Below are 20,832 nucleotides of genomic sequence, written 5' to 3' on the forward strand. Positions count from 1 at the left end.
GGCAGTCGACCCAGAAGACGGCGCACCAGAAGACTCCAGGAGCTTGAGGACGATGACCGAGACCGACACCGCCGCACCGCTTCTCGAACTACGCGACCTCGAGGTGTCCTTCTCCACCGCACCGGGCGCGACGCCCGCCGTGCGCGGGGTCGACCTCATGGTGCGCCCTGGCGAGCGGGTCGCCGTCGTCGGCGAGTCCGGCTCCGGGAAGTCCACCGCCGCGATGGCGGTCCTGGGCCTGTTGGCGGGCCGGGGCCGGATCACCTCGGGCAACGTCCTGTTCCGAGGCGAGGACATCACCACGGCGGGCGAGCCTCGGCTGCGCAGGCTGCGCGGCCGCGAGGTCGGGCTGGTGCCGCAGGATCCGATGTCCAACCTGAACCCGGTGCGCCGGGTCGGGGATCAGGTGGCCGAGACGCTGCGTGCCCACGGACTCGCCACGGGCGCGGCGGCGCGCAGCCGGGCGATCGAGCTGATGGGCGACGCGGGCATCCCGGACGCGGCGCGGCGGTCGCGGCAGTATCCGCACGAGTTCTCCGGCGGGATGCGGCAGCGGGTGCTCATCGCGATCGGGCTGGCCTGCCAGCCGCAGCTGCTCATCGCCGACGAGCCGACCTCCGCACTCGACGTCACCGTGCAGCGGCAGATCCTGGACCACCTGGAGACGCTCGTGTCGTCCCTAGGCACCTCGCTGCTGTTCATCACCCACGATCTCGGCCTGGCCGCCGACCGGGCGGACACGGTGTTCGTCATGTCGCAGGGCCGGGTGGTGGAGTCCGGCTCGGCGCGCGGGCTGCTGGAGGACCCGCAGCACGAGTACACCCGGCGGCTGGTGGCCGCCGCGCCGTCGGTGGTGACCGCCCGGCGATTCCTCGGCGGCACGACGTCGACCGCGACCACCGTCGCCGAGCGGGAGACACCGGCCGAACTCGGCGCGGCGGACCGCTCGGCCGCACCGACCGACCCGGCTGCGCGGAAGGACGATGACGTTCTCGTCGTCGACGGGCTGGTGAAGGACTATCGCCTCCGGGGACGGCTCTCGGGGACGCTGCGCGCGGTCGACGACGTCAGCTTCGGCGTGCGTCGGGGCTCCACCACCGCGATCGTCGGCGAGTCCGGCTCCGGGAAGTCCACCATCGCCAAGATGGTGCTGGGCCTGGAGACGCCCACGGCCGGTACGGTGCGGCTCGACGGCCGCACGGTGCAGACCGCGCGTGGCGCGGAGCGGCGGGCGATCCGCCGCGCGATGCAGCCGGTGTTCCAGGACCCCTACGGCTCGCTCAACCCGATGTTCACCATCGAGCGCATCGTGGACGAGCCGCTGCGGGTGTTCCGCACCGGTGACCGGCAAAGCCGCAGGAAGCGGGTCGCCGAGCTGCTCGATCACGTCGCGCTGCCGCGTAGCGTCGCGCAGCGCCACCCCAACGAGCTCTCCGGCGGACAGCGGCAGCGAGTCGCGCTGGCCAGGGCGCTGGCGCTGGAGCCCTCGGTGGTCATCTGCGACGAGGCGGTGTCCGCATTGGACGTCCTGGTCCAGGACCAGGTATTGCGGCTGCTCGCCGGGTTGCAGCGGGATCTGGGGCTGACCTACCTGTTCATCACCCACGACCTCGCCGTGGTGCGGCTCATCGCCGACGACGTCCTGGTGATGCGCGCGGGCCAGGTCGTCGAGCGGGACACCGTCGATCGGGTCTTCGAGAACCCGGAGACCGACTACACGCGCAATCTGCTCGACGCGATTCCGGGGGCGGGGTTCTTCGGCTGAGGGCGGCCCCGAGTTTCGGGCTGGGCGACCGGACGCTGGGCAGCGCGGGCCGCCGCCGGTTACGGCGGGGCTCGATGTCGCTCCGGGGCGGATCGATGCTGCTCCGTCCGATGCTGCCCGACGCCCGGTCGGCGAACCGGCTCGTCCGACGTCCGTCCGGCCGATGTGCACACATCGGCCGGCGGCGCGACGTCCTGGGCACCGGATGGCGACGAACTCACGGCGCAGTCTTCTAGGCCGTTCGGGCGGTAGATAAGGGGAAATCGGGGGATCGAGGTCGGCAGGTCTGGTCATCGCGCCCGGAAGGGCCTTAGCTGATCGGGCGCGAGAGGCGCACCGCAGCGGCAAGAGGTGGCAGCCCAGTGATCGACCAAGCCGGCATCGAGGCGTTGAAATTCCACGGCGACCCGCTCGCGGACGACGTGATCACCGACCTCGTGGCCACCGACCAGGTGGGCGCGGTGAACGAGGTCCTCGCTCAGTTCCGCGCCAACGACCAGCCCGTCCCCGAGGAGTTACCGCCGTCGGTGCGGGCGTATCTCCTCGCCACCGACACCGTGCCCGACTGGACCGACCTCGATCGCGTGGCGGGCGCGTATGACTTCTTCATCGACGACGGCGTGCACGTCGCCTCGGTCCTGTCGTTCGGTGCGATGGTCAACTGCTACGCGCAGCCGAGACCGTCCCGGGTGCTGGCGCTGACCCACAGATTGAATCAACCGCATCGACGGCTGTCGGAGACTTCGCAGTTCGTGCTCAACATGATGGGGCCTGCACCGTTCGGGGCCGGTGGAGCCTTCATGCCCACCATCCAGAAGACCCGGTTGATCCATGCCGCCGTGCGGTACTTCATCACTCGCTCCGGTACCTGGGACGTCGAGGCCGACGGGGTGCCCATCTGCCAGCAGGATCTGCTCGGCGCGCTGCTCATCTTCTCGGTACAGGTGATCGACGGCATGCGGCGGATCGGGGTCTCCGTGACCGAGCAGGAAGCCGAGGACTACTACTACGTCTGGCGGGTGACCGGCGCCTTACTCGGAATTCCCGCCGATGCGATGCCGGAGACCCTGGCCGAGGCACAAGAACTCAACGCGACGCTCGTCGAAGCCTCGTACGCGCCATCGGCCGAAGGCGTGGAGCTCACGCGGAATCTGCTCGACCTCTACGAGAAGATGGTGCCCGGCAAGGTGTTCGACGGCGTCGTCGCGGCGATGGTCCGCCAGACGGTTCATCCGCACGTGGCCGACTGGATGGGCGTGCCGCATTCCCGAGGCTGGCGCCGTGCCGTCCGCGCCGGAGCCCGGTTGATGCGTGTCCTGGAACGGGCGGAGGACCGCAGCAGGCTCGCCACGACCGTCCTGGACAAGGCGGGCAGCCTGCTGCTCAGTGGCAGCGCCCGTGTCCTGTGCGACGGGCAGCCCACCACGCTGAACATCCCCGCCGAGCTGAAGGAGAAGTGGCTCGCGGCGGGTACGTGCCCGGCCGGTCGCGGGTGAACGGATTAACGCTGCCCCGGTGACGACGGGCTGACTGAGCGCGTGGCGGACGCGGACGCGGCGCCGACCGCGTCCTGAGTCCTGACGTCTGTCGCGCTCTGGCCTCGCACCCACTCGACCGGCGAAACTCTGTGTCCGGCATGATCGGACGATCACCGATAGTGAGGAGTCGAGCCGTGTCGGTCACGGACGTGGTCGAGCAACTGCGTCAAGCCCATGCCCTGCTGACCGAGGCCCGGCGGGCGACGGCCGAAGCCGACGCGGCGATCACCGACGGCGCGACCGTCTTCGCCACCGCCACCCTCGGTTCGGCGCAACCCGAGGTCGAGCAGGTCAACCACCTGGCCCGCGCGTCCGGTGAGGAGGTCCGCGCGGCCCACGCCCTGTTCGGCCAGGCGCAGGACCTCATCGACGGCTACTGCCACGAAATCGCCGGACACGGCGTCGGCGACGCCGGGCCACCGGTGGTGGTGTCGCCGTCCGCAGACGAGACGGTTCGGTCGCCGTCGACAAGCTCGCCGCCTCCCGACCGGGTCGCGCCCGAAGTCCGCTACGCCGAGCAGATCGCCGAACTCCGCCGCAACGGCGTCAAGATCAGCGTGGAACGTATCGTGCGCATGACCCGGCATCGTGACGGCCGTATCGTCTGGTTGGAACTGGGCGATGAGGGGTCCGGCCTCGGCCACATCAATCGGCCCTTCCGGAAGGGGAACTTCGAAGACCTCGGCACGCCACCACACCGCGTGCCGGATCTGATCTTCGCCGGTATCGAGCGCGGCGACCTGATCGGCTATACCGGCAGGGATCGAGAGGTCTACGACGTCGAGTTCGACGGGTCGATGCGCCGATTCTCGGTCCTGTTCGGCAGCAACGGCTACATCGTCACCTCGCACCCCATGAACCGGGACGAGCCCGGCCGCGTCCGCCCGCACCTCCGCAGGAAGTGAGACACACGATGAAACCCGTACAGGTGGGCATCCTTGCCGGATTCGATGAGGGCCCGTTCTATTACCACGTCCAGAAGGGACGCGGTACGAACTGGACGATCGAGGAAGCCGCCGAGCACCTCGGGTTCAGCGCCGACCTCGCCCGCGAGCTGACCGCATGGGACGACGAATACCAGGCGACCTTGAACCTTGCCGTCCCGCAGGACTCCGGATTCCCGACCCCCGAGGCCAAGCAGGCATGGATCGAGCGCGGTAAGAACCTGGCCGCCCGGCTCAAGCGCGAGTGCCCGAACGTTGCCAGCGTGGACTACCAGGCCAACGGCGCGATCCTCGACGGTGAATGCGTGTTCTGACACCCCTGGACGACGAGAAGACTGTGATCAGGCGAGGGTGACCCATACGAGGTACCCGGCGTTGTGGGTAGCAGTGAGGGCGGTCGCGTCGAGCGTGGTCGGCAGCAGGCGGCTCGCCCAGTCGGTGATCGCGCCCGCGCAGAATTGCGGGCGTACCGGCGCGGCGTCGAGGTACAACGGCCCCGATGCCAGCGTGAGCGCTACCAGGACTACGACATGCGCCCCGACCGGGATGGTGATCGACCCGCCCCCTTCGGCGGAACCGCCCGGTGCGGAGCGGGGTGCCGGTGCGAGCGTCGACACTGATCAGCGAGTGAGACGGGTCTCCCTCGCGTGGTGCCGGGTCTGACGAGGGCGATGCAGACCGTCTGCCTGCTGGATTTCACTCTTCTTCTGGCAGATTTCTTGGTCGACACCTCCAAGGCGCTATGTAGGCGCGCTACTCCTTGACGCTAGTTGATCACAGCCAGGTACGGCGAGCCACCCGCGAGATATGCCGGTGCCGGTGAACACCGGGTCCGAGAGAAGGTCGCCGTGAGCATGGGGTGTCGTGACTGCCAGTTCTACACTGGGCCGGGCATCGTCCAGTCGGGTCGGCGGTTCGCCTTCGGCGCCCGGATCATGGCCGCGCAGGCGCGCGACAGCCGGGCGGTTCACATCGCGGTCGGGTGCACGGGCGGGTGGCACCGATCGCCCGCAGTGGTCCTGCTGCTGGCCGATCTCCTCGGCGCCGCGCACCCGCGCTGCACGCTGACCATCACCCACCGCGATCTCACCCGTTGTGGGATCGGCGTTTCCGCAGTCTGACGTTCCGCCCCCGTGCCCCGGCCGCGCACCCGTGCGACCGGGGCATGGGGGCGTCCGGCATCATCACACCCATCACCGGTTACCAGCAGTGAGGAGTCGAGCCGTGTCGGTCACGGACGTGGTCGAGCAACTGCGTCAAGCCCATGCCCTGCTGACCGAGGCCCGGCGGGCGACGGCCGAAGCCGACGCGGCGATCACCGACGGCGCGACCGTCTTCGCCACCGCCACCCTCGGTTCGGCGCAACCCGAGGTCGAGCAGGTCAACCACCTGGCCCGCGCGTCCGGTGAGGAGGTCCGCGCGGCCCACGCCCTGTTCGGCCAGGCGCAGGACCTCATCGACGGCTACTGCCACGAAATCGCCGGACACGGCATCGGCGACGCCGGCGTACTGCCCTCGGTGTCATCCTCCACCGAGGAGACGACGACTCGGCCGCCGTCCACCAGTCCCCCGACGGACACCGACCGGCAACCCGCACCGGAAGTCCGCTATGCCGAGGAGATCGCCGAGCTTCGCCGCAAGGGAACGAAGATCAGCCCCGAGAAGGTCATTCGCATGGGCCGCCACTAGCAAGGCCACCTGGTATGGCTGGAAACCGGCGACATCGACTCCCGCGGAAACGCCCACATTCTGCGGCCGAAACGGGCGCGGCAGTTCGCCGATAAGGGTGTGCCCCAGCATCGCGTGGTGGACCTGATCTTCACGGGCATCGAGCACGGTGAGCACGTCGGCTACGTCGGAGTAGATCGTGAGGTCTACGAGGTGGAGTTCGACGGTGAACGGCGACGGTTCGGCGTTTTGATCTCCTCCAATGGCTACATCGTCACCGCCCATCCCCTCAGTATCGAGGATCAGAGGAAGATCCGCTCACACAAGCACCGGAGGCAGACACCATGACGCTCGATATCGCGATTCTCGCAGGCTATGAACAGGGCCCCTTCTTCTACACATACGAGGGTGCCATGGAGAACTGGTCGGCGGAGGCAGCGGGAGAGCATCTCGGACTCAGCGCTGGTCTCGTTCGCGACCTCACCGTCTGGGACGACGAATGGCAGAACACACTCGACCTCGCCGACGGCCGGAACTCCGGCTTCGACACCGATGAGGAGAAACACGAATGGATCGAACGGGGCAAGGCCCTGGCCATCCGCATTAAACAGGAATCACCACTTGTCGCCAGCGTGGACTACCAGGCCAACGGCTACTACGAAGACGGCACCTGCGTGTTCTAGCTGCCACACGACGGCGGCGATGAGAACAAGATCCGCCCGCACAAACACCAGAGGAAGACAACATGACGATCAGAATCGGGATACTCACTGGATGGTTCCAGGGACCCTTTTACTACAAGCGCGACGACAGCGAGGGATACAACTGGTCTATCGAGGAGACGGGAGAATACCTCGGGCTCAGCGAGGGTCTCGTCCGCGACCTCACCGCATGGGACGACCACTGGCAGGCCCAAATCGACCTCGTCGAAGGCCAGAACTCCGGCTTCGACGACAAGGATGAAGAACACGCCTGGATCGAACGCGGCAAGAAACTCGCCGCCCGCATCAAACAGGAGTCCACGATCGCCGTCAGCATCGGCTACCAGGCCAACGGCTACTACGAAGACGGCACCTGCATGTTTTGATCAGCCGACGACGAGAGGTCGTGTCGGCAACCAGGAGACGGTGATCCGCTCGGGAATTAGAAGACACATTCGCCACGCTGGTACTCGCCTCGGGCCTGGTAGCCGACACGGCCGACGTTAGGGGATTCGCGCTTGATACGCGAAGCGAGCTCTCTCCCCTTATTCAGCCAAGTATGATAGGCATTTTCCGAGGGGAACCCTGATTCCCTGGGGTCGTCGATATTCAGCGTACCCTGATATTCACGGTCCCATGCTTCAAGTTCACGAACCAGGCCTTCGCTGAGGTGGAAAAAATCCCCCGCTTCTTCCGGGGCATGGTACCAGACGTCATCATCCTGCGCATCGAACAGGAGCGGATCTTGACTGTATCCCACAAGTATTTCCAGATCAACTTTTTCAGAATTCACGCGACAGCTTCCTTTTTCTTCCGAAGAAGTAGGCAGTTACAAGATACCCATTACTACCCACTAAGATGGCGATACGTCGAATTTCACCATCGCGTTCAAACTCGTACACTTCAGCATCCTTATGGTGCCCGACGCATTTTTCCCGTTCGAGACAGCTGAAGACAAGATCGGTGATATCTTCACGACTTATCCCACCTTTCTCAAATTGCTCAACTCGACTTGGCTTCAAGATGTGCGCTTGTCCCGAAAAATCCTCGTGTCCGAGTTCCAGCCACACCAGGTGGCCGCGTTGGTGCCGGGCTACTCGGAGGACTCGGTCGGGGCTGATCTTGACGCCGCCGCGTTGGAGTTCGGCGATCTCGGCGACGTAGCGCTCTGCGGGGGTGCGGGGGCGCTCGGCTGGTTCGGCGGGGATGTCGCGGGGGGCGGTGTGGGTTTCGTGCCGGTTGGGCCGGTGATCGTCGTGCCGTCGATGATGCCGTGTCCGGCGATCTCTTGGCAGTAGGCGTCGATGACGTCTTGCGCGGCGACGAGGGCTGCTCGCGCGGCGCGGATGTCGTCGGCTGCGGCGAGGGCACAGTGTCGGGCCGAATCGACTGCGGGTTGAGCCGAGCCGGTGGTTGCGGCGTCGAAGGTGGTGGAGCCGTCGTCGATCGCCTGTTCGGCATGGGCGGTGGCGGCGAGGGCATCGACGAGTAAGGCATAAGCACGGCGCAGCTCCGCGACGACCTCGATCACGGACACGATCCGACTCCTCACCATCGGTGACATTGCCTATGGTGTCGGACCGCACGACGCCCCCGACAGCCGGGGCGGTGCATGTTCTGCGCGAAGCAGCGAACGGGCGGTGTCGAGCGAAGGGGTCACTCGACACCGCCCGTGGGCACGATGGTCAGCCGAGCCTGTCGGCCTTGACCGCGCGGAGGAAGCTGCTGAAGTCGGCGCGACCGACGATGAGGGTGCCGCCGTCGCGGTTCTTAGTGTCGCGGATGCCGACTCGGCCGGGGGTGCGGCCGATCTCGACGCAGTTGGTTGTGTTCTGCGATCGGCTCGACTTCCGCCAAATGGTTGGCTGCTGCGGTCGCGTCATGACGTCCTTTCCAGTGCAGTGGCGATCTCGGCGATGAGCGTGACGGACTCGGCCGGGCTCATCGCCACGTCGGCGACGACGTCTGCGGCGTTTTGATAAGCCGCGACGTCATCAACCTCGTGGAAGAACAGGCCGCTTCGTCGGTTCTCGACGTGTATGAGGGCCTGCCCGTCCGGACGTTCATAAAGCTCGAATGGTCCCTCCAGCCCAGGGTGCCACCCAGACCCGAGCGGAATGATGCGGATCTCAATGTTGGGCCGCTTGGCCATGTCGAGGATCACCCGTAGCTGGTCAGCCATCACCTCGCGGTCCCCGATGCCTCTGTGTAGGGCACTCTCGTCAATGAGCGCGAGGTAAGCGGCTGGATGTCGGCGACGCGTGAGGACGTCTCGGCGGCTGACCCTCGTTGCAACTCTGGCACGAACTTCGTCGGCACCAAGCCCACCCCCACCGATGATGGCCTGGGCATACTCGCGCGTCTGGATGAGTCCAGGAATGAGGGTGAGCGCCAGGCTCGTGATTCGGGTGGCCTGCTCCTCGGTCTCCAAGATCGCGGCCATCTGCCTCGTCTGCTCAGGCAGCCCGACGGCGACCCATTTCGTGCCGTCGGTGTCGCGTGCTAGTTCGACTAGTTCGTCTCGCAGTGCGCTCTCAACATCGAGGATCGCCAAAGCAGCAGCTAGATCGACGGGCTTCGGCGCACGCTCGCCGGATTCCCAACGTCCGACCGTCGTATGCGCTTTGCCGAGGCGAAGCGCAAGCTGTCGGGCCGTAAGCCCGGCATCTTCACGGGCACGGCGGAGTTCTCGCCCAATCGCGGCTGCACGTGGTGTGGCACCGACCATGTGCCAGAGGGTAGCCGGGACTGCACGCCTGAGTGTCCACCCGATCAGGGCATTGTGCCGAACGGTGCGCCATGCTGATACTCAACCGGCACAACTTTGCACCACTAGTCCTTCTTCCCGCTAGGGAGGCTACTCATGTCCCTTAAGTCCCTGATCATCGATCTGCCGACCCCCACTGCTGTCCTCGTGGCGGTCTGGGCGACCACGCCCGACTCCCGGCGCGAGAAGAGCGCGTCAGGGAGGTCGCCGGTTCGGCTCCACATTGCGACAGTCACGGGCTGCGGCGAGAACAAGCAGCATGCGGCCGCTTTCGACCGGACGCGGGCACTCGGTCATCACCGCCAAACGCAGGGAGGTGGTGTCGTGTGATCGGCCTCGTCGCGCTCGGCATGTTCCTGTTGGCCACCGGGTTCCCGCTGACCGTCTGGGGTTACCGCACTCCCCCGACCCGCGAACACGCGCACCTCCGCACGGTCGCGCTCTCCTCGATCCTGGCCCGGCTGGCCGAGGAACGACTCGACGCCGTGGCGGTGCGGCCATGACGACTCTCGCCGCGTTGTTCCTCGACACCCATACCCATACCGACCCCGACACCGACGTCAGGAGCGGCATCATGTTCGTCACCTCGGGCGCGCACGGTGTGCTCGTCGAGGGCGTCCGACCCGGTCACGATCCGATCCGGGCCGCCATCAGCCCGACCGACGCGGTCGACGTCCTCGACGCGCTCTGGGCCGGGCGCGCGATCGACCTGCCCGCGATCGACGGCATCACCGGCATTCGACGGCTCCAGTTCCGTCCCCGGCCGGACGGCGTGGAAGTCTCCATCCGCAGCCGCACCTCGACACGGGGCCGCTGGCTCGTGCATGCCGATCGCGTCCCCGAGCTCGGCGACGCACTTCGCCGGGCGCTGGCCGCCGCCCGCGCGGCCACCGACACCGCGATGGGCGGCTCGGTCGCCGAGGTCAGCCGCGACGACGTCGGAAGCGCTGCCGACCTCGGTACCGACGTTCGCGCCGGGAGTTCCGCTCTCGCCGCCGCCCTCCAGGTCATCCCCGGCGGCCGCCGATGACCGGGCTCGGCCCGTGGTTCGTCCGCACCGTCGACGACGGCGGCACCCACCGCGCCGACCATGAGCACTGGACGGCCGACGGGCGCGCTCGCATCCGTCCGATCTGCGAGCCCACCGCCGAGTTCACCGCGATCAACCGGGAGCCGATCGCGGTGCCCTACTTCGACGAACACCGCTGCCCGCGCTGCCTCGCCGACGCGCTCGACCCCGCCGCACCACGCCCGCGACACCTGGTGCTCGTGCGATGAACACCCTGACCACGCGCAAGGTCGTCCGGGTCGTACACCGGTTGCAGGCAGCCAGAATTCGGCCTTATGTCCTGGTGATCACCGGCGGCAGGACATGAGCGGCGAGCGCGAGATCGCCGCCGAACCGATGCTCGTCGAGCAGGACGTCCTTCCCGCAGCGGGGCTGTTCCTCGACCGCCATCAGGTCCCGGTTCCGGCGGGCGATCCGATGCCGGTCGACGGCGAGCAGGTCGCCGCCCTCTGCGGCGCGCTGGTGGTCATCGGGCCACCGCCCGCCGAGGTCCTGCTGGGCATCCCCGCCACCCACACCGCCGACTGTCTCGACTGTCGGGCCGTGATCATCGGCGTCGACACCGCTCCGATGACGGAGGACGACGCCGAACCCGTTGCGCGGGCCTACGTCCGCCGGCCCGGCACCGTCCCGGTGCACGTCATCGAACTCGGCCCCGCCGCCGAGCCGCCCGCCGCGCTCATCGCCCGGTGCGGGCAGGTGTTCCACGTCGGTGACCCCGTCGACCACCTCCGGCCCGGCGACGGCGCTCCCTGCACCCTCTGCCTGCTCCGCACGTCATCGAGCCCGTTCGGCAGGTCGGCTGTCTGCTCCGCCGATGCGACCGAGGACGGCACGACACCCGAACCCACCACGGCTATCCGAAGGAGAGAACGGCGAATGTCCGTCACCAGGCCGACCGATGTTCCAGTGCTGTCCGGCCCTCCGGCCCACGGCTCGACATCCGACGGGACGCGCTCGACACCGGCGGCGATCACGCGGGCGGGAGCAGCCTCGCCGCCGCCGATCGCGCCCGGTACGGCGAAGCCCGCAGGCCCGCCCGTTCCGCCGGTTCCCCTGGATGTCGCCGTCGGCGCGGGCACCGTGGCGGCCGAGCCCTGGGTGATGTGGGAGACGCTGATCGCCGCCGTCCAACGCTGGACCGTGCAACCCGCCGACGCCCTGCGCAACAACCACGGCATCACCGTCTACGACTACCGACTCCTGCGCCTGCTCGCCCGCGCACCCCGACCGATGCGCAAGGCCATCACCAACACCGCACTCGACCTCCCACCCCGCAGCCTCGACCACAGCGTCACCCGCCTCGCCGACCGCGGCTACCTCACCGTCACCGGCCGAGGCAACGAGAAACGACTGGCACTCACCGACCCCGGCATCGCCTTCCTCGAAGAGGTCATCGACACCCTCCGGACCGCGACGGCCGACAGCCTTCCCGCCACCGCACTGGCACCCCGAGACCGCACCATCCTCGTCACCCTCCTCAACCGACTACGCCGCTGACCAACGAGTCGGGTCCACGTACGCGGGCCGATGTCGGTGCGGCGATGGGTGCTGCGGTCGACTACGAGACATCCCCGCATGCGCGGGGCCGATACTTGTTGACCAGGGAGTTTAGGGCGTCGGAACCCCGCTTTCGACCACGTGATCCAGGTCACTCCAGAGTGGAGGGTCTCCAGCCCGCCCTCGGCCGGAGCGGCGAAGTCCGTCACGGGGTTGACCTGCCGCCCCCGCACCGCACTCCGCCGGTCACACCGACGACGAGACGACCGCCCGCAACCCGCCGAGGCGAGGCAGCGAAGTCCTCAGCTCCGGCACGGCACAGCCTCCGGCAGACTGCCCGCCGCGAAGCGGCCCGGCGTCACCTGCATGACCTCGCGGAACTCCGCCGTCAGGTGCGACTGGTCGTAGTAGCCCGCGTCGGCGGCCAGCCGGGACCAGGAGCCCACGCCCGCGCCGGTGGCGGCCAGGACCGTCCGCACCCGGGTGACGCGGGCGAAGCGACGCGGGGAGAGGCCGACGGCCCTGGTGAAGACGGTGCGCAACTGCCGCTCGCTGAGTCCCAGATCGCGGGCGGCGTCGCCGAGTCGCTCAGGGGTCCGGCGCAGCCCGCCTGCCAGTCGGGCGGTGGCCTCCCGCAGGAGACCCGCCCGATCGAGCCCCGGCCCGGCCCGGCTCGTCAGGCGGCCGAGCAGCGTCGTCTCCAGTCGATGCAGCACGCCGGGCGGGTCGACGCCGAGTTCGGTCAACTCCTCGGCCAGCAGCGCGGCCTGCCTGCCCCACAGCGTGCGCAACGGCACGGTGCGGTCGGCGATCTCGTCGACGGCCACGCCGAGGAGCGTCTGAGCGTGGCCGGGCCGAATGCGAAGCTGCACGCACAGCGGCAGCTCCTTCCCTGCGCGGTAGGCCGCGTGGGTACGCGGGCCCAGCACGAGCAGGTCGCTGTCACCTTCGGCCGTGATGCGCCACACCAGGGCGGTGGCCGGGTCCGGCGGATGGGTGCGGCGTCGCGGGCCCGTCACGCCGCCGACGTCGTCGAGGCTGACCGACTCGATCCACGGGCGCAGCGCCGAGTGCACGGGCAGTGTCTCCCGGCGACCCGCCTGCACCGGAGCCGCCTCATCCACCGGCGGCGCTGGCATCGCGCTCATACCGGCACGTTAACCGCCCCGGCCCGGACGCGGCACCGCAGCCGACCGCCGAATCTTCCTATAGTTCCTCGCTCCTGCCCGACATGCTCGTCGCCATGATCCTGATCACCGGTGCCACCGGCACCATCGGCAGCCTGGTCCTGTCCGCTCTCCGCCAGCACGGCGCCGAGGTCCGTACGATGACCCGCGACCCCGAGCGGCTCGCGGCGACGTCCGCCCTGTCCGCCGAACAGATCGTGCGCGGCGATCTCGACCAGCCCGAGTCACTGCCCGCGGCGCTGGCAGGCGTGGACACGGTCTTCCTGCTCACCGCCTTCGGCCCTCGGCTGCCGGAACAGGAGCAGAACCTCGTCGCGGCGGCGACCACGGCGGGGGTGCAGCGCATCGTCAAGCTCTCCGCGATCAGCACCGGCGAGGACCCCACCGGGACCCGCCCCGCCGACTGGCATCTTCCCGGCGAGCAGGCGGTGCGGGGCAGCGGGCTGGCCTGGACGGTGCTGCGCCCGGCGGGCTTCGCCTCCAACGCCCTGCAGTGGGCCGAGTCCGTTCGCGCGGGACTGCCGGTGCCGAACACGTCGGGCACCGGCGCCCAGGGGGTGGTCGATCCCCGCGACGTGGCCGAGGTCGCGACGGCGGCGCTGCTGTCGCCCGAGCACGACGGCACGGTCTACACCCTCACCGGCCCCGAGACGCTGAGCGTTCCCGACCAGACTGCGGTGCTCGCGGCGGAACTCGACCGGCCGGTGCCCGTCGTCGAGGTCGACCTGGCGACCGTTCGGCAGCAGATGCTCGCCGCCGGGATGGACGAATCTATCGTCAAGGTGACCGAGTACGGCCTGGATCAGTTCCGCCGGGGAGACGCCGACTTCGTGACCGACGACGTGCAGCGGGTCCTGGGGCGGCCTGCGCTGAGTTTCGCCGCGTGGGTCCGCGAGCATCGCGCGGCCTTCGAGAACGGCGACTGAGGACGTCGAGCAGGCACCCGCCGCGATTGATCGGCCCAGAACACCGCTGCCGATGCCGTCCGCACCTCGCCGACCGGACGGCATCGGCAGCGGCACGCTCACTCCACGGTGACCAGGTTCGCCATCATCATCATGTCCTCGTGCTCCAGGTTGTGGCAGTGGAACACGTATCGCCCCGCATACCGCTCGAAGCGCACGATGATCGCGGCCTCCTCCGCCGGGCGCACGTCGATGGTGTCCTGCCAGCCGTGGTCGTACGGGCCGGGGCCGCCGGTGCCGCGTGAGAGCACCTGGAACGGGCTCAGGTGCAGGTGCACGGGGTGATGGAAGTCGGAGATCAGCCGCCAGATCTCCACAGTGCCCAGCCGGGGTTCGGCGTGGACCTCGTCGGGGTGGAACGGCCTGCCGTTGACCGTCCAGCCCGACATCCCGTGCAGTCGCGTCGACTGGAAGCGCAGGGTGCGGGTGACGACCGCCTCGGCCGGGTCCAATGGAACGATCTCGCTGAGCCGCTCCGGAATCGCGGTGTCGTCGGCAATGCGCTCGCCGACGCGGAACCGCAGCACCGACGCCGTCGACCCGGCGCCGAACTCGTTGATCAGCGTCACCTCGGTGCCCGGTCGATACCGTCCGAAGTCGACGATCACGTCGCAGCGTTGGGCCGAGGCCAGCTCGACGGCGTCGTGCCGGACCGGCGCGGCGAGCAGGCCCGCATCGGTGCCGATCTGGACGAGGCCGCCGCCGCCCGGCGGGGGCGGGTCCAGGGCCAGCCGATAGCGGCGGGCGTTGGAGGCGTTGAGCAGGCGGAGCCGATACCGGGCCCCGCGCACCTCCGCCAGCGGCCACGGCACGCCGTTCACCAGGATCACGTCCCCGAGCACGCCGCCCGCATAGGGCTCCTGGACGCCCGGCCGGCCGGACAGCGTCGGGTCGAGGCTCGGATAGTGCAGCGTCCCGTCGGCCGCGAAGGACCGGTCGGCGATCATCAACGGCAGATCGCGCTCGCCACGGGGCAGCGGGAGGGCGTCCTCCTCGTCGTCGGTCACCAGGTGGAAGCCCGCCAGGCCACGCCAGACGCTCGGCGCGGTGAAGTCCATCCGATGGTCGTGGTACCAGAGGGTCGCGGCGCGCTGGTCCAGCGGATAGTCGTAGCTCCGTTCCCCCTCGGCGAGCACGCCGCCGCCGCGATGCGGCTCGGCGGACGTCCCGACCGGCAGGATCAGGTCGGTGGGGTAACCGTCGTGCTCCGGCGGGGTGTGGCCGCCGTGCAGGTGCACCACGGCGGGCACCGGCAGCTCGTTGCGATGCCGGACCACGGTCCGCCTGCCCCGCCGGGAGACGATCGTGGGGCCGGGGAATCGGCCGTCGTAGCCCCAGATCTCGGTCGAGACGCCCGGAATGATCTCCACCCGGGCGGCGCGCTGGGTCAGCTCGTAGTGATCGGCCGCCGCGTCGACCCGAGTCGGAGCGAGCACGGGCGGGATCACGGCGGGCAGGGTGAAGGGCGTGGGCAGCGGGAGGCGGCTGGTCAGCAGCAGGCCCGTCGAGTCGGACCCGGCGATCCCGGCGACGAGCGGCACGCCGATCGCCGCGCCGACCGCCCCGAGTCCCAGACCGCGCAGCAGATTCCGTCTGGTCAGCGAGGTCATGCGCTGCTCCTCGCCGTGGTCGGGGCCGGGGCGGTCTGCGCCGTGGTACGGGGCCGGTCGGCGTCGGCCGGGGTCTCGGCAGACGCGCCCGTCTCCGGGGCAGGCCCCTGATGCGGGACGAGCCGCCAGGACCGCACCGCCAGCAGCGCGGCGAGCAGGATGATCGTCACCCCGAGCGGGATGTGCACGGTGAGCACCCGTTCGAAGCCCGCCACGTTCTGGGCGATGGTGAGACTGAGCAGACCGAGCGGCGCGAAGATCGGCCAGCGGGGGCCACGTCCCGGCCACCGCAGCGGGATCGCGACCAGGATCGCGGTGATCAGCAGCATGTCGGTCAGCGCAGCGCCGTCCTGATGTCGTTGCAGGGAGCCGAACGTCCCGGAGAGGAACTGTCCGGCCAGCACCGCCTGGAGGAAGACGGCCACGGCGACCGCGCTCGTCAACAGGCCGTAGGGCAGATACATCCAGCGGCGCAGCGCGCCCCGCACCCCGGCACCTCCGTCCCGGTGCGCCGAGGATCGTTCCGGCCTGTCCCGCGTCCCCATCCGAGCCCTCTCGTTGATTTCTACGCCGTAGAGTAATTTTCTACATCGTAGAACACGGCAGACGCCGCAGGACGGACCGGCCGAGAGCAGGCGGCCCGCCGCTCCGACAGCGCGACGGCGGCGGGCCCGCATGGCAACTCAGGACGCGCAGGGGACTCGGACATGGCGAACAGACCGGACATCGACGTCATCGAGGTGGACGGCGGTGTACTTCACGTCGAACGACGCGGCAGCGGGCCCGCGCTGCCGCTGATCGCGGGCGGGGGCGGCGACGCAGGCTCTTAGAGCCTGTCTTTGATCCCCCTGGAGTCGTGAGCGGGGATCAGCGTGGATGAGCTGCCAGGCGGAGGAAAAAGACATAACGGAGTTATGTCGACTGACGACAACGCCGCAGATCGCCGCGCTGGCCCCGCGCAACAGGACAGTGGGGATCAAGGACAGGCTCTTACTCCGCGGTCGGCGATCGTCTCGCCGAGACCCACACGGTGCTGACCTACGACCGGCGCGGCAACTCCCGCAGCAGGCTCGACCGGGACGACGGGGCGCCCCTGAGCCTGCCCCAGCAGTGCGGCGACGCCAGAGCCGCACTGACCGCCGCAGGCGCCGACGCAGGTCTGGTGTTCGGCAACAGCTCCGGCGCGACCATCGGCCTCGAACTGGCGCTTCGGCATCCGGCGTCGGTCAGCGGTCTCGTGGCCCACGAGCCGCCGATCATCACCGTGCTGCCGGACGCCGAGGAACAGGCGGCGTTCTTCGTCGAGATCGATCGCGTGACCCGCGAGGAGGGGGCCCTGCCCGCGTTCCTGTTGTTCAGCTCGACGATCGGCAGGCACCGGCCGCCCACGCTGCTCCGACATCCGGCCGGACGTCGGACGGCCGCCGCCGCGCTGCCCGTCGCCCTTCGACTCGCGGACCGGTGGTCACGCAGGCGGTCCGCCCCCGCCGCCGAGACGCCGGAGGGCAGGCATCGGGCACGGCTGCTCGGCAACGTCGAGTTCCTGATGGCCAGGGAGGTCGCGCCGCTGGTCTCCCACGTCCCCGACGTCGCCGCGCTCCGCGCCTGCGGCGTGCCGATCCTGTTCGCGGGCGGCCGGGAGAGCAGATCCTTCTACTACCACCGCGCGGGCGAGGTCCTGGCGGGACTCCTCGGCGTCGAGTTCGTCGACTTCCCCGGTCATCACACGTCGTTCCGCACCCATCCCGACTCCTTCGCCCGCGCGCTGCGCCACGCCGTGGCAGCGCTGCCTCCTCGGGGCACCGGGAGCAGGCCGGACTCTGGTCGGTAATCTGGCGGGCCATGGCCACCCGCAGGCCCGTGCTGAGCCGCGAGCGCATCATCCACACCGCCCTCGCCGTGATCGACCGAGACGGACTGGACGCGCTGTCCATGCGCAGGCTCGGCGCCGAACTCGGCGTCGACGCGATGGCCGTCTACTACCACCTGCCGGACAAGGCCGCCCTCTTCGACGGCGTCGTGGAGGCGGTGTACTCCGAGGTCGACGTCGACGCGGCCGCCCTCCCCGGCCCGTGGCCCGAGATGCTGGCCGTCTACCTGCGACGACTGCGCGAGGTGCTGCGGCGGCATCCCCATGCCGTTGCGGTGATCGCGACAAGGCCCGCCTACACGGCCTCGGTGCTCGGGCCCGCCGATCGGGCCGTCGGCAGGCTGCGGGAGGAAGGCCTCACCGCCAGGTCCGCCATGGAGATCACCCACGCCTGCCGCGCGTTCACCATCGGCTTCGTCCTCGCCGAGGTGGGGGCGCCGCTGGGCGGGCCAACCCGGGCACCGCGCGAGGCGATCAGCCCGGCCGACTATCCTCATCTCGTCGAGGCGATGGCCGAGGGCTACCGACCAGACGAACAGTACGAGGCGGGACTGCGGGCGATGCTCGACGGCTTCGCGCGGCAGCAGGCCGCCGCCGGCCACGTACCGTAGTACCGGGGCCGACGATGCGGTGCGACCGTCCTCGTCCGGCGCGCGAGTCGCCGGAATGCCCAGGGCGGCACGTGCGACGCGGACTGCGGCCGGGCCAGGACGACGACAGCCCGACGCAGGCACGGCTCCTCCGACGACCGGTCGAGATCAACGGGGTCGGGGCACGCACGGGGCTCGGCCGGAAGATCACGGACAGGCCACACCAGTGATCGACGCCGGATCGCCTCCTGTCAGACTCTTCGAGCCGATCGACCCAGGGCGACCCCCTCGGGTGCGAGTCGGGACACGGCGAGAACCAATGCGCTTTCGTGGTCACGGAGCGACGTACGGAGGAACGGGTGGATCAGGAAGGGCGGCTGGTCGCGGGACGCTACCGCCTGCTGGACCGTATCGGCAGCGGTGCGATGGGCGTCGTCTGGAAGGCACAGGACGAGCGGCTCGGTCGCGTCGTGGCGGTCAAGCAGCTTCTCCTGTCGCCCGGCCTGGAGGAGTCCGCTGCCGAGGAGGCTCGGGAACGGGCCTTCCGCGAGGGGCGGATCGCCGCTCGGCTCCAGCATCCCCATGCGATCTCGGTCTACGACGTCGTCGAGCACGACGAGCAGCCGTGCCTCGTCATGGAGTACATGGCCTCGCGCAACCTCTCGGCCACCATGGCCGCCGAAGGCCCGATGGACATCCGGGAGGTCGCCAGGATCGGCACCCAGGTCGCCTCGGCGCTGCACGCCGCACACGTCGCGGGCGTCGTGCACCGGGACGTCAAGCCGGGGAACGTGCTGCTGGGCGAGGACGGCATCGTGAAGATCGTCGACTTCGGGATCTCGCGCGCGGCCGGTGACGTCACCGTCACCAAGACGGGGATGCTCGCGGGCACCCCCGCGTATCTGGCGCCCGAAGTGGCCAAGGGACGTCCGTCGCTGCCCGCCTCCGACGTCTTCTCGCTCGGCTCCACGCTCTACGCGGCGATCGAGGGGTTGCCGCCCTTCGGCACCAGTGACAACGGCCTGGCCATCCTGCACGCCGTCGCGGCGGGCGACTTCAAGCCGCCGGAGCGGGCAGGCGAACTGACCCCGGTGCTGATGCACATGCTGGCGGCCGATCCCGAACAGCGGATCACCATGCCCGAGACGCAGCGTGTCCTCGCCGAGGTGGCGGGCGGCGGCACCGCGACCGGGCTGACGCCGCTGCACGACTCCGGCGACGGTGGGCACACCGTCTTGGCCCCCACCGGGCCGACCACCCCGCCCGGAGCGCAGGCGACCACCATCGCCGCCGGGTCCGCCGCAGGTGCCCAGGCAGGCGCGACACGGCTCGACGCCCGCCCCGCCCGCACCCACGCCGGTCAGTCTCCGCCCGGCCACACCCACCCCGGCTACGCAGAGCCCGGCGAGGTCCGACCGGGAGCGGCCCGGCCGTCGAGGCGTACCCCGCCCCCGCCGCCGGAGCCCTTCTGGCGCAAGCCCGCCGTGCTGGCAGGCGGCGGCGTGCTCGCGGTCGCGGCGGTCGTGCTCGTCATCAGCACGCTGCTCTCCGGGAACGACGCCGACGATGCCCGGGTGCCGTCGGGTTCAGATCCGGATCAGACCACGGAGCAGCACACACCCACCAACACCACCGAGTCCAGCACCCCGATCGACGAGGGCGCCGATCCGGGCGGTGCTGATCCGGGGTATCAGCCCGCCCCACCGCCGCAGAACGGCCGGCCCGACGGGAGTGACGCCACGACCGTCCCGGAGCCGCCCCCGTCTGAGCCCACCGAGCCGCCGGAGACCACCACGCCCGCCGCCCCGACCCCGTCGCCCACCGAGGCCCCCGCTCCGACTGACGACACCCCACCAGGCGGCGGAGACGACGGTGGTGGCGACGACGGCCAGGACCCGCCGCCGGACGAGGAGACCAGCGGCTGAGGCAGGCCGATCGGGGCAGGCGCCGATCCGTCCCGGACGTCCGTCGCGACGCTCGGGCCGGGATGCGGGCAGACCCCGCCTGGGCGGGGGATCGCAGTCGCGCGCTCGTCCGTCGGCCGGACCGCCGACCGGAGCGTCATCCGTCGTTGCGGCCCGGCAGGGCGGCCTGCGGCGAGCACACTGCGGCGAGACCTGCGGCGGCCTGATCGCCTGAGCACGTCACCGCCGAGTTGGCAGGCGGACGGCACCGACGCGGATCTCGGGCGGGTTCGGCCCACCTCCTCCTTCGTCTGCCACGCCGGCGCCTGGTATCGCCGCCGAGGCATCGCAGGACGACGGCTGAACGACCGGCAGCGGGCGTCCGCGTCGACGACGCCGGGTTGATTCGAGCCTGCCGACGACACGAATGACCGAGGCGCGAAATCGACGCGGCGAACCGACAGTGAACAGTGGCTCGCCGAGATTCCCGTCGGCAGTCGGAGCGACCTTTCGCTCCACTCCGCCTGCACCCTGGAAATGCATACGCACCGTGCAATTCCGGTGACCGGACCTTCGGTGACCGGGCGCCTCCGTCGCGTTCCCCAAGCACCGAACCGGGTATCTCCATTCCCGTCGCCCGATCCGCTATTTCCCCGGATCACCCCCGGTCCAGCGGGGCCGTGTATCTACTTTTTCGGCGGGGACCGAATCGGTTATGCCGCCAGCCCGAGTGACCACCCGGCCCCGATATCCG

At 69.6% G+C, this 20,832-nt stretch carries 26 protein-coding genes and 1 pseudogene; 18 read left to right on the top strand and 9 right to left on the bottom strand.

Features of this window, described 5'->3' with window-relative positions:
* Window positions 1–52: 52 nt before the first annotated feature.
* The 4 genes from UA74_RS20235 (at window position 53) to UA74_RS20250 (ending at window position 4,561) form a co-directional block, all read left to right on the top strand.
* A complete protein-coding gene (locus tag UA74_RS20235) occupies window positions 53–1,765 on the top strand; it encodes a dipeptide ABC transporter ATP-binding protein (RefSeq protein ID WP_075765198.1) in 1,713 nt (570 codons plus the stop codon).
* 362 nt (window positions 1,766–2,127) lie between these two features.
* Window positions 2,128–3,261, top strand: coding sequence for an oxygenase MpaB family protein (locus UA74_RS20240; RefSeq protein ID WP_075765200.1), 1,134 nt, complete (start codon window positions 2,128–2,130; stop codon window positions 3,259–3,261).
* 176 nt (window positions 3,262–3,437) lie between these two features.
* Window positions 3,438–4,208, top strand: a complete 771-nt coding sequence (locus UA74_RS20245) for a hypothetical protein (protein ID WP_075765202.1) — start codon at window positions 3,438–3,440, stop codon at window positions 4,206–4,208.
* Window positions 4,209–4,216: 8 nt separating this feature from the next.
* Window positions 4,217–4,561 (top strand): hypothetical protein, encoded by a 345-nt coding sequence (locus UA74_RS20250; protein ID WP_157434330.1) that lies wholly within the window; start codon window positions 4,217–4,219, stop codon window positions 4,559–4,561.
* A gap of 27 nt (window positions 4,562–4,588) precedes the next feature.
* Here the strand turns inward: UA74_RS20250 and UA74_RS20255 are convergent, their stop codons facing one another.
* The gene (locus tag UA74_RS20255) at window positions 4,589–4,864 is read right to left on the bottom strand and encodes a hypothetical protein (protein WP_075765204.1); all 276 of its coding nucleotides are present in this window, start codon (window positions 4,862–4,864) and stop codon (window positions 4,589–4,591) included.
* A gap of 237 nt (window positions 4,865–5,101) precedes the next feature.
* Here UA74_RS20255 and UA74_RS20260 point away from each other — a divergent pair, with 237 nt between their 5' ends.
* The 5 genes from UA74_RS20260 to UA74_RS20280 all read left to right on the top strand — a co-directional run bounded on the left by UA74_RS20260 (window position 5,102) and on the right by UA74_RS20280 (window position 7,002).
* Complete coding sequence (locus UA74_RS20260) at window positions 5,102–5,368, top strand: RapZ C-terminal domain-containing protein (RefSeq protein ID WP_157434642.1); 267 nt, start codon at window positions 5,102–5,104, stop codon at window positions 5,366–5,368.
* A 103-nt stretch (window positions 5,369–5,471) separates the two neighbouring features.
* Window positions 5,472–5,936 carry a hypothetical protein gene (locus tag UA74_RS20265; protein WP_075765206.1) on the top strand — a complete coding sequence of 155 codons (465 nt, stop codon included), beginning with the start codon at window positions 5,472–5,474 and terminating at the stop codon, window positions 5,934–5,936.
* Window positions 5,937–6,053: 117 nt separating this feature from the next.
* Window positions 6,054–6,263, top strand: a complete 210-nt coding sequence (locus tag UA74_RS20270; RefSeq protein WP_157442293.1) for a hypothetical protein — start codon at window positions 6,054–6,056, stop codon at window positions 6,261–6,263.
* On the top strand, window positions 6,260–6,598 hold the full coding sequence (locus tag UA74_RS20275) for a hypothetical protein (protein ID WP_075741679.1): 339 nt from the start codon (window positions 6,260–6,262) through the stop codon (window positions 6,596–6,598). Before UA74_RS20270 ends, UA74_RS20275 begins: the two co-directional genes overlap by 4 nt.
* Window positions 6,599–6,660: 62 nt before the next feature.
* Window positions 6,661–7,002, top strand: a complete 342-nt coding sequence (locus tag UA74_RS20280; RefSeq protein WP_075765210.1) for a hypothetical protein — start codon at window positions 6,661–6,663, stop codon at window positions 7,000–7,002.
* Between the two features lie 56 nt (window positions 7,003–7,058).
* Here the strand turns inward: UA74_RS20280 and UA74_RS32225 are convergent, their stop codons facing one another.
* The 5 genes from UA74_RS32225 to UA74_RS20300 form a co-directional block, all read right to left on the bottom strand.
* A complete protein-coding gene (locus tag UA74_RS32225) occupies window positions 7,059–7,409 on the bottom strand; it encodes a hypothetical protein (RefSeq protein ID WP_157442294.1) in 351 nt (116 codons plus the stop codon).
* Window positions 7,399–7,686 (bottom strand): hypothetical protein, encoded by a 288-nt coding sequence (locus UA74_RS32230; protein WP_157442295.1) that lies wholly within the window; start codon window positions 7,684–7,686, stop codon window positions 7,399–7,401. The genes UA74_RS32225 and UA74_RS32230 overlap by 11 nt, the downstream gene beginning before the upstream one ends.
* Window positions 7,687–7,709: 23 nt before the next feature.
* The gene (locus UA74_RS32235; protein ID WP_157442296.1) at window positions 7,710–8,153 is read right to left on the bottom strand and encodes a hypothetical protein; all 444 of its coding nucleotides are present in this window, start codon (window positions 8,151–8,153) and stop codon (window positions 7,710–7,712) included.
* 148 nt (window positions 8,154–8,301) lie between these two features.
* Window positions 8,302–8,499, bottom strand: a complete 198-nt coding sequence (locus UA74_RS20295; protein WP_075741683.1) for a DUF397 domain-containing protein — start codon at window positions 8,497–8,499, stop codon at window positions 8,302–8,304.
* The gene (locus UA74_RS20300; protein WP_075741684.1) at window positions 8,496–9,344 is read right to left on the bottom strand and encodes a helix-turn-helix domain-containing protein; all 849 of its coding nucleotides are present in this window, start codon (window positions 9,342–9,344) and stop codon (window positions 8,496–8,498) included. The genes UA74_RS20295 and UA74_RS20300 overlap by 4 nt, the downstream gene beginning before the upstream one ends.
* Before the next feature lie 365 nt (window positions 9,345–9,709).
* On the opposite strand from UA74_RS20300, the gene UA74_RS32240 reads away from it, so the two are divergent.
* The 4 genes from UA74_RS32240 to UA74_RS20315 all read left to right on the top strand — a co-directional run bounded on the left by UA74_RS32240 (window position 9,710) and on the right by UA74_RS20315 (window position 11,952).
* Window positions 9,710–9,886 carry a hypothetical protein gene (locus tag UA74_RS32240; RefSeq protein WP_157434335.1) on the top strand — a complete coding sequence of 59 codons (177 nt, stop codon included), beginning with the start codon at window positions 9,710–9,712 and terminating at the stop codon, window positions 9,884–9,886.
* Entirely contained in the window at window positions 9,883–10,413 is a 531-nt protein-coding gene (locus UA74_RS20305) for a hypothetical protein (protein WP_075741685.1), read from the top strand. Before UA74_RS32240 ends, UA74_RS20305 begins: the two co-directional genes overlap by 4 nt.
* On the top strand, window positions 10,410–10,661 hold the full coding sequence (locus UA74_RS20310; protein WP_075741686.1) for a hypothetical protein: 252 nt from the start codon (window positions 10,410–10,412) through the stop codon (window positions 10,659–10,661). Before UA74_RS20305 ends, UA74_RS20310 begins: the two co-directional genes overlap by 4 nt.
* Before the next feature lie 94 nt (window positions 10,662–10,755).
* Window positions 10,756–11,952: a MarR family winged helix-turn-helix transcriptional regulator gene (locus UA74_RS20315; RefSeq protein WP_075741687.1), complete on the top strand. Its 1,197-nt coding sequence runs from the start codon at window positions 10,756–10,758 to the stop codon at window positions 11,950–11,952.
* Between the two features lie 302 nt (window positions 11,953–12,254).
* On the opposite strand, the gene UA74_RS20320 is transcribed toward UA74_RS20315, so the two are convergent.
* Window positions 12,255–13,100, bottom strand: a complete 846-nt coding sequence (locus UA74_RS20320) for a helix-turn-helix domain-containing protein (protein ID WP_083683398.1) — start codon at window positions 13,098–13,100, stop codon at window positions 12,255–12,257.
* A gap of 95 nt (window positions 13,101–13,195) precedes the next feature.
* On the opposite strand from UA74_RS20320, the gene UA74_RS20325 reads away from it, so the two are divergent.
* Window positions 13,196–14,065 (top strand): NAD(P)H-binding protein, encoded by an 870-nt coding sequence (locus UA74_RS20325; RefSeq protein WP_075766255.1) that lies wholly within the window; start codon window positions 13,196–13,198, stop codon window positions 14,063–14,065.
* Between the two features lie 98 nt (window positions 14,066–14,163).
* Here the strand turns inward: UA74_RS20325 and UA74_RS20330 are convergent, their stop codons facing one another.
* On the bottom strand, window positions 14,164–15,714 hold the full coding sequence (locus UA74_RS20330) for a multicopper oxidase family protein (protein WP_075741689.1): 1,551 nt from the start codon (window positions 15,712–15,714) through the stop codon (window positions 14,164–14,166).
* Window positions 15,711–16,259, bottom strand: coding sequence for a hypothetical protein (locus UA74_RS20335; RefSeq protein ID WP_075741690.1), 549 nt, complete (start codon window positions 16,257–16,259; stop codon window positions 15,711–15,713). The genes UA74_RS20330 and UA74_RS20335 overlap by 4 nt, the downstream gene beginning before the upstream one ends.
* A gap of 162 nt (window positions 16,260–16,421) precedes the next feature.
* On the opposite strand from UA74_RS20335, the gene UA74_RS34040 reads away from it, so the two are divergent.
* The 4 genes and pseudogenes from UA74_RS34040 (at window position 16,422) to UA74_RS20350 (ending at window position 20,099) form a co-directional block, all read left to right on the top strand.
* Entirely contained in the window at window positions 16,422–16,544 is a 123-nt protein-coding gene (locus tag UA74_RS34040; RefSeq protein WP_257787480.1) for a hypothetical protein, read from the top strand.
* Window positions 16,545–16,723: 179 nt separating this feature from the next.
* A pseudogene (locus tag UA74_RS20340) lies at window positions 16,724–17,545 on the top strand (alpha/beta fold hydrolase); the annotation flags it as partial.
* Window positions 17,546–17,556: 11 nt separating this feature from the next.
* Window positions 17,557–18,195 carry a TetR/AcrR family transcriptional regulator gene (locus UA74_RS20345; RefSeq protein ID WP_075741692.1) on the top strand — a complete coding sequence of 213 codons (639 nt, stop codon included), beginning with the start codon at window positions 17,557–17,559 and terminating at the stop codon, window positions 18,193–18,195.
* Between the two features lie 338 nt (window positions 18,196–18,533).
* The gene (locus UA74_RS20350; protein ID WP_075765216.1) at window positions 18,534–20,099 is read left to right on the top strand and encodes a serine/threonine-protein kinase; all 1,566 of its coding nucleotides are present in this window, start codon (window positions 18,534–18,536) and stop codon (window positions 20,097–20,099) included.
* Window positions 20,100–20,832 lie beyond the last annotated feature (733 nt).

Origin of the sequence: Actinoalloteichus fjordicus (genome assembly GCF_001941625.1) — a bacterium.
Classification (GTDB): domain Bacteria; phylum Actinomycetota; class Actinomycetes; order Mycobacteriales; family Pseudonocardiaceae; genus Actinoalloteichus_A; species Actinoalloteichus_A fjordicus.

Coding starts and splice junctions, on each gene's coding strand:
- UA74_RS20235 (WP_075765198.1), top strand. CDS start 53: ATGACCGAGACCGACACCGCCGCACCGCTTCTCGAACTACGCGACCTC.
- UA74_RS20250 (WP_157434330.1), top strand. CDS start 4,217: ATGAAACCCGTACAGGTGGGCATCCTTGCCGGATTCGATGAGGGCCCG.
- UA74_RS20260 (WP_157434642.1), top strand. CDS start 5,102: ATGGGGTGTCGTGACTGCCAGTTCTACACTGGGCCGGGCATCGTCCAG.
- UA74_RS20275 (WP_075741679.1), top strand. CDS start 6,260: ATGACGCTCGATATCGCGATTCTCGCAGGCTATGAACAGGGCCCCTTC.
- UA74_RS20280 (WP_075765210.1), top strand. CDS start 6,661: ATGACGATCAGAATCGGGATACTCACTGGATGGTTCCAGGGACCCTTT.
- UA74_RS20295 (WP_075741683.1), bottom strand. CDS start 8,499: ATGACGCGACCGCAGCAGCCAACCATTTGGCGGAAGTCGAGCCGATCG.
- UA74_RS20300 (WP_075741684.1), bottom strand. CDS start 9,344: ATGGTCGGTGCCACACCACGTGCAGCCGCGATTGGGCGAGAACTCCGC.
- UA74_RS20305 (WP_075741685.1), top strand. CDS start 9,883: ATGACGACTCTCGCCGCGTTGTTCCTCGACACCCATACCCATACCGAC.
- UA74_RS20310 (WP_075741686.1), top strand. CDS start 10,410: ATGACCGGGCTCGGCCCGTGGTTCGTCCGCACCGTCGACGACGGCGGC.
- UA74_RS20315 (WP_075741687.1), top strand. CDS start 10,756: ATGAGCGGCGAGCGCGAGATCGCCGCCGAACCGATGCTCGTCGAGCAG.
- UA74_RS20320 (WP_083683398.1), bottom strand. CDS start 13,100: ATGAGCGCGATGCCAGCGCCGCCGGTGGATGAGGCGGCTCCGGTGCAG.
- UA74_RS20325 (WP_075766255.1), top strand. CDS start 13,196: ATGATCCTGATCACCGGTGCCACCGGCACCATCGGCAGCCTGGTCCTG.
- UA74_RS20330 (WP_075741689.1), bottom strand. CDS start 15,714: ATGACCTCGCTGACCAGACGGAATCTGCTGCGCGGTCTGGGACTCGGG.
- UA74_RS20335 (WP_075741690.1), bottom strand. CDS start 16,259: ATGGGGACGCGGGACAGGCCGGAACGATCCTCGGCGCACCGGGACGGA.
- UA74_RS34040 (WP_257787480.1), top strand. CDS start 16,422: ATGGCGAACAGACCGGACATCGACGTCATCGAGGTGGACGGCGGTGTA.
- UA74_RS20345 (WP_075741692.1), top strand. CDS start 17,557: ATGGCCACCCGCAGGCCCGTGCTGAGCCGCGAGCGCATCATCCACACC.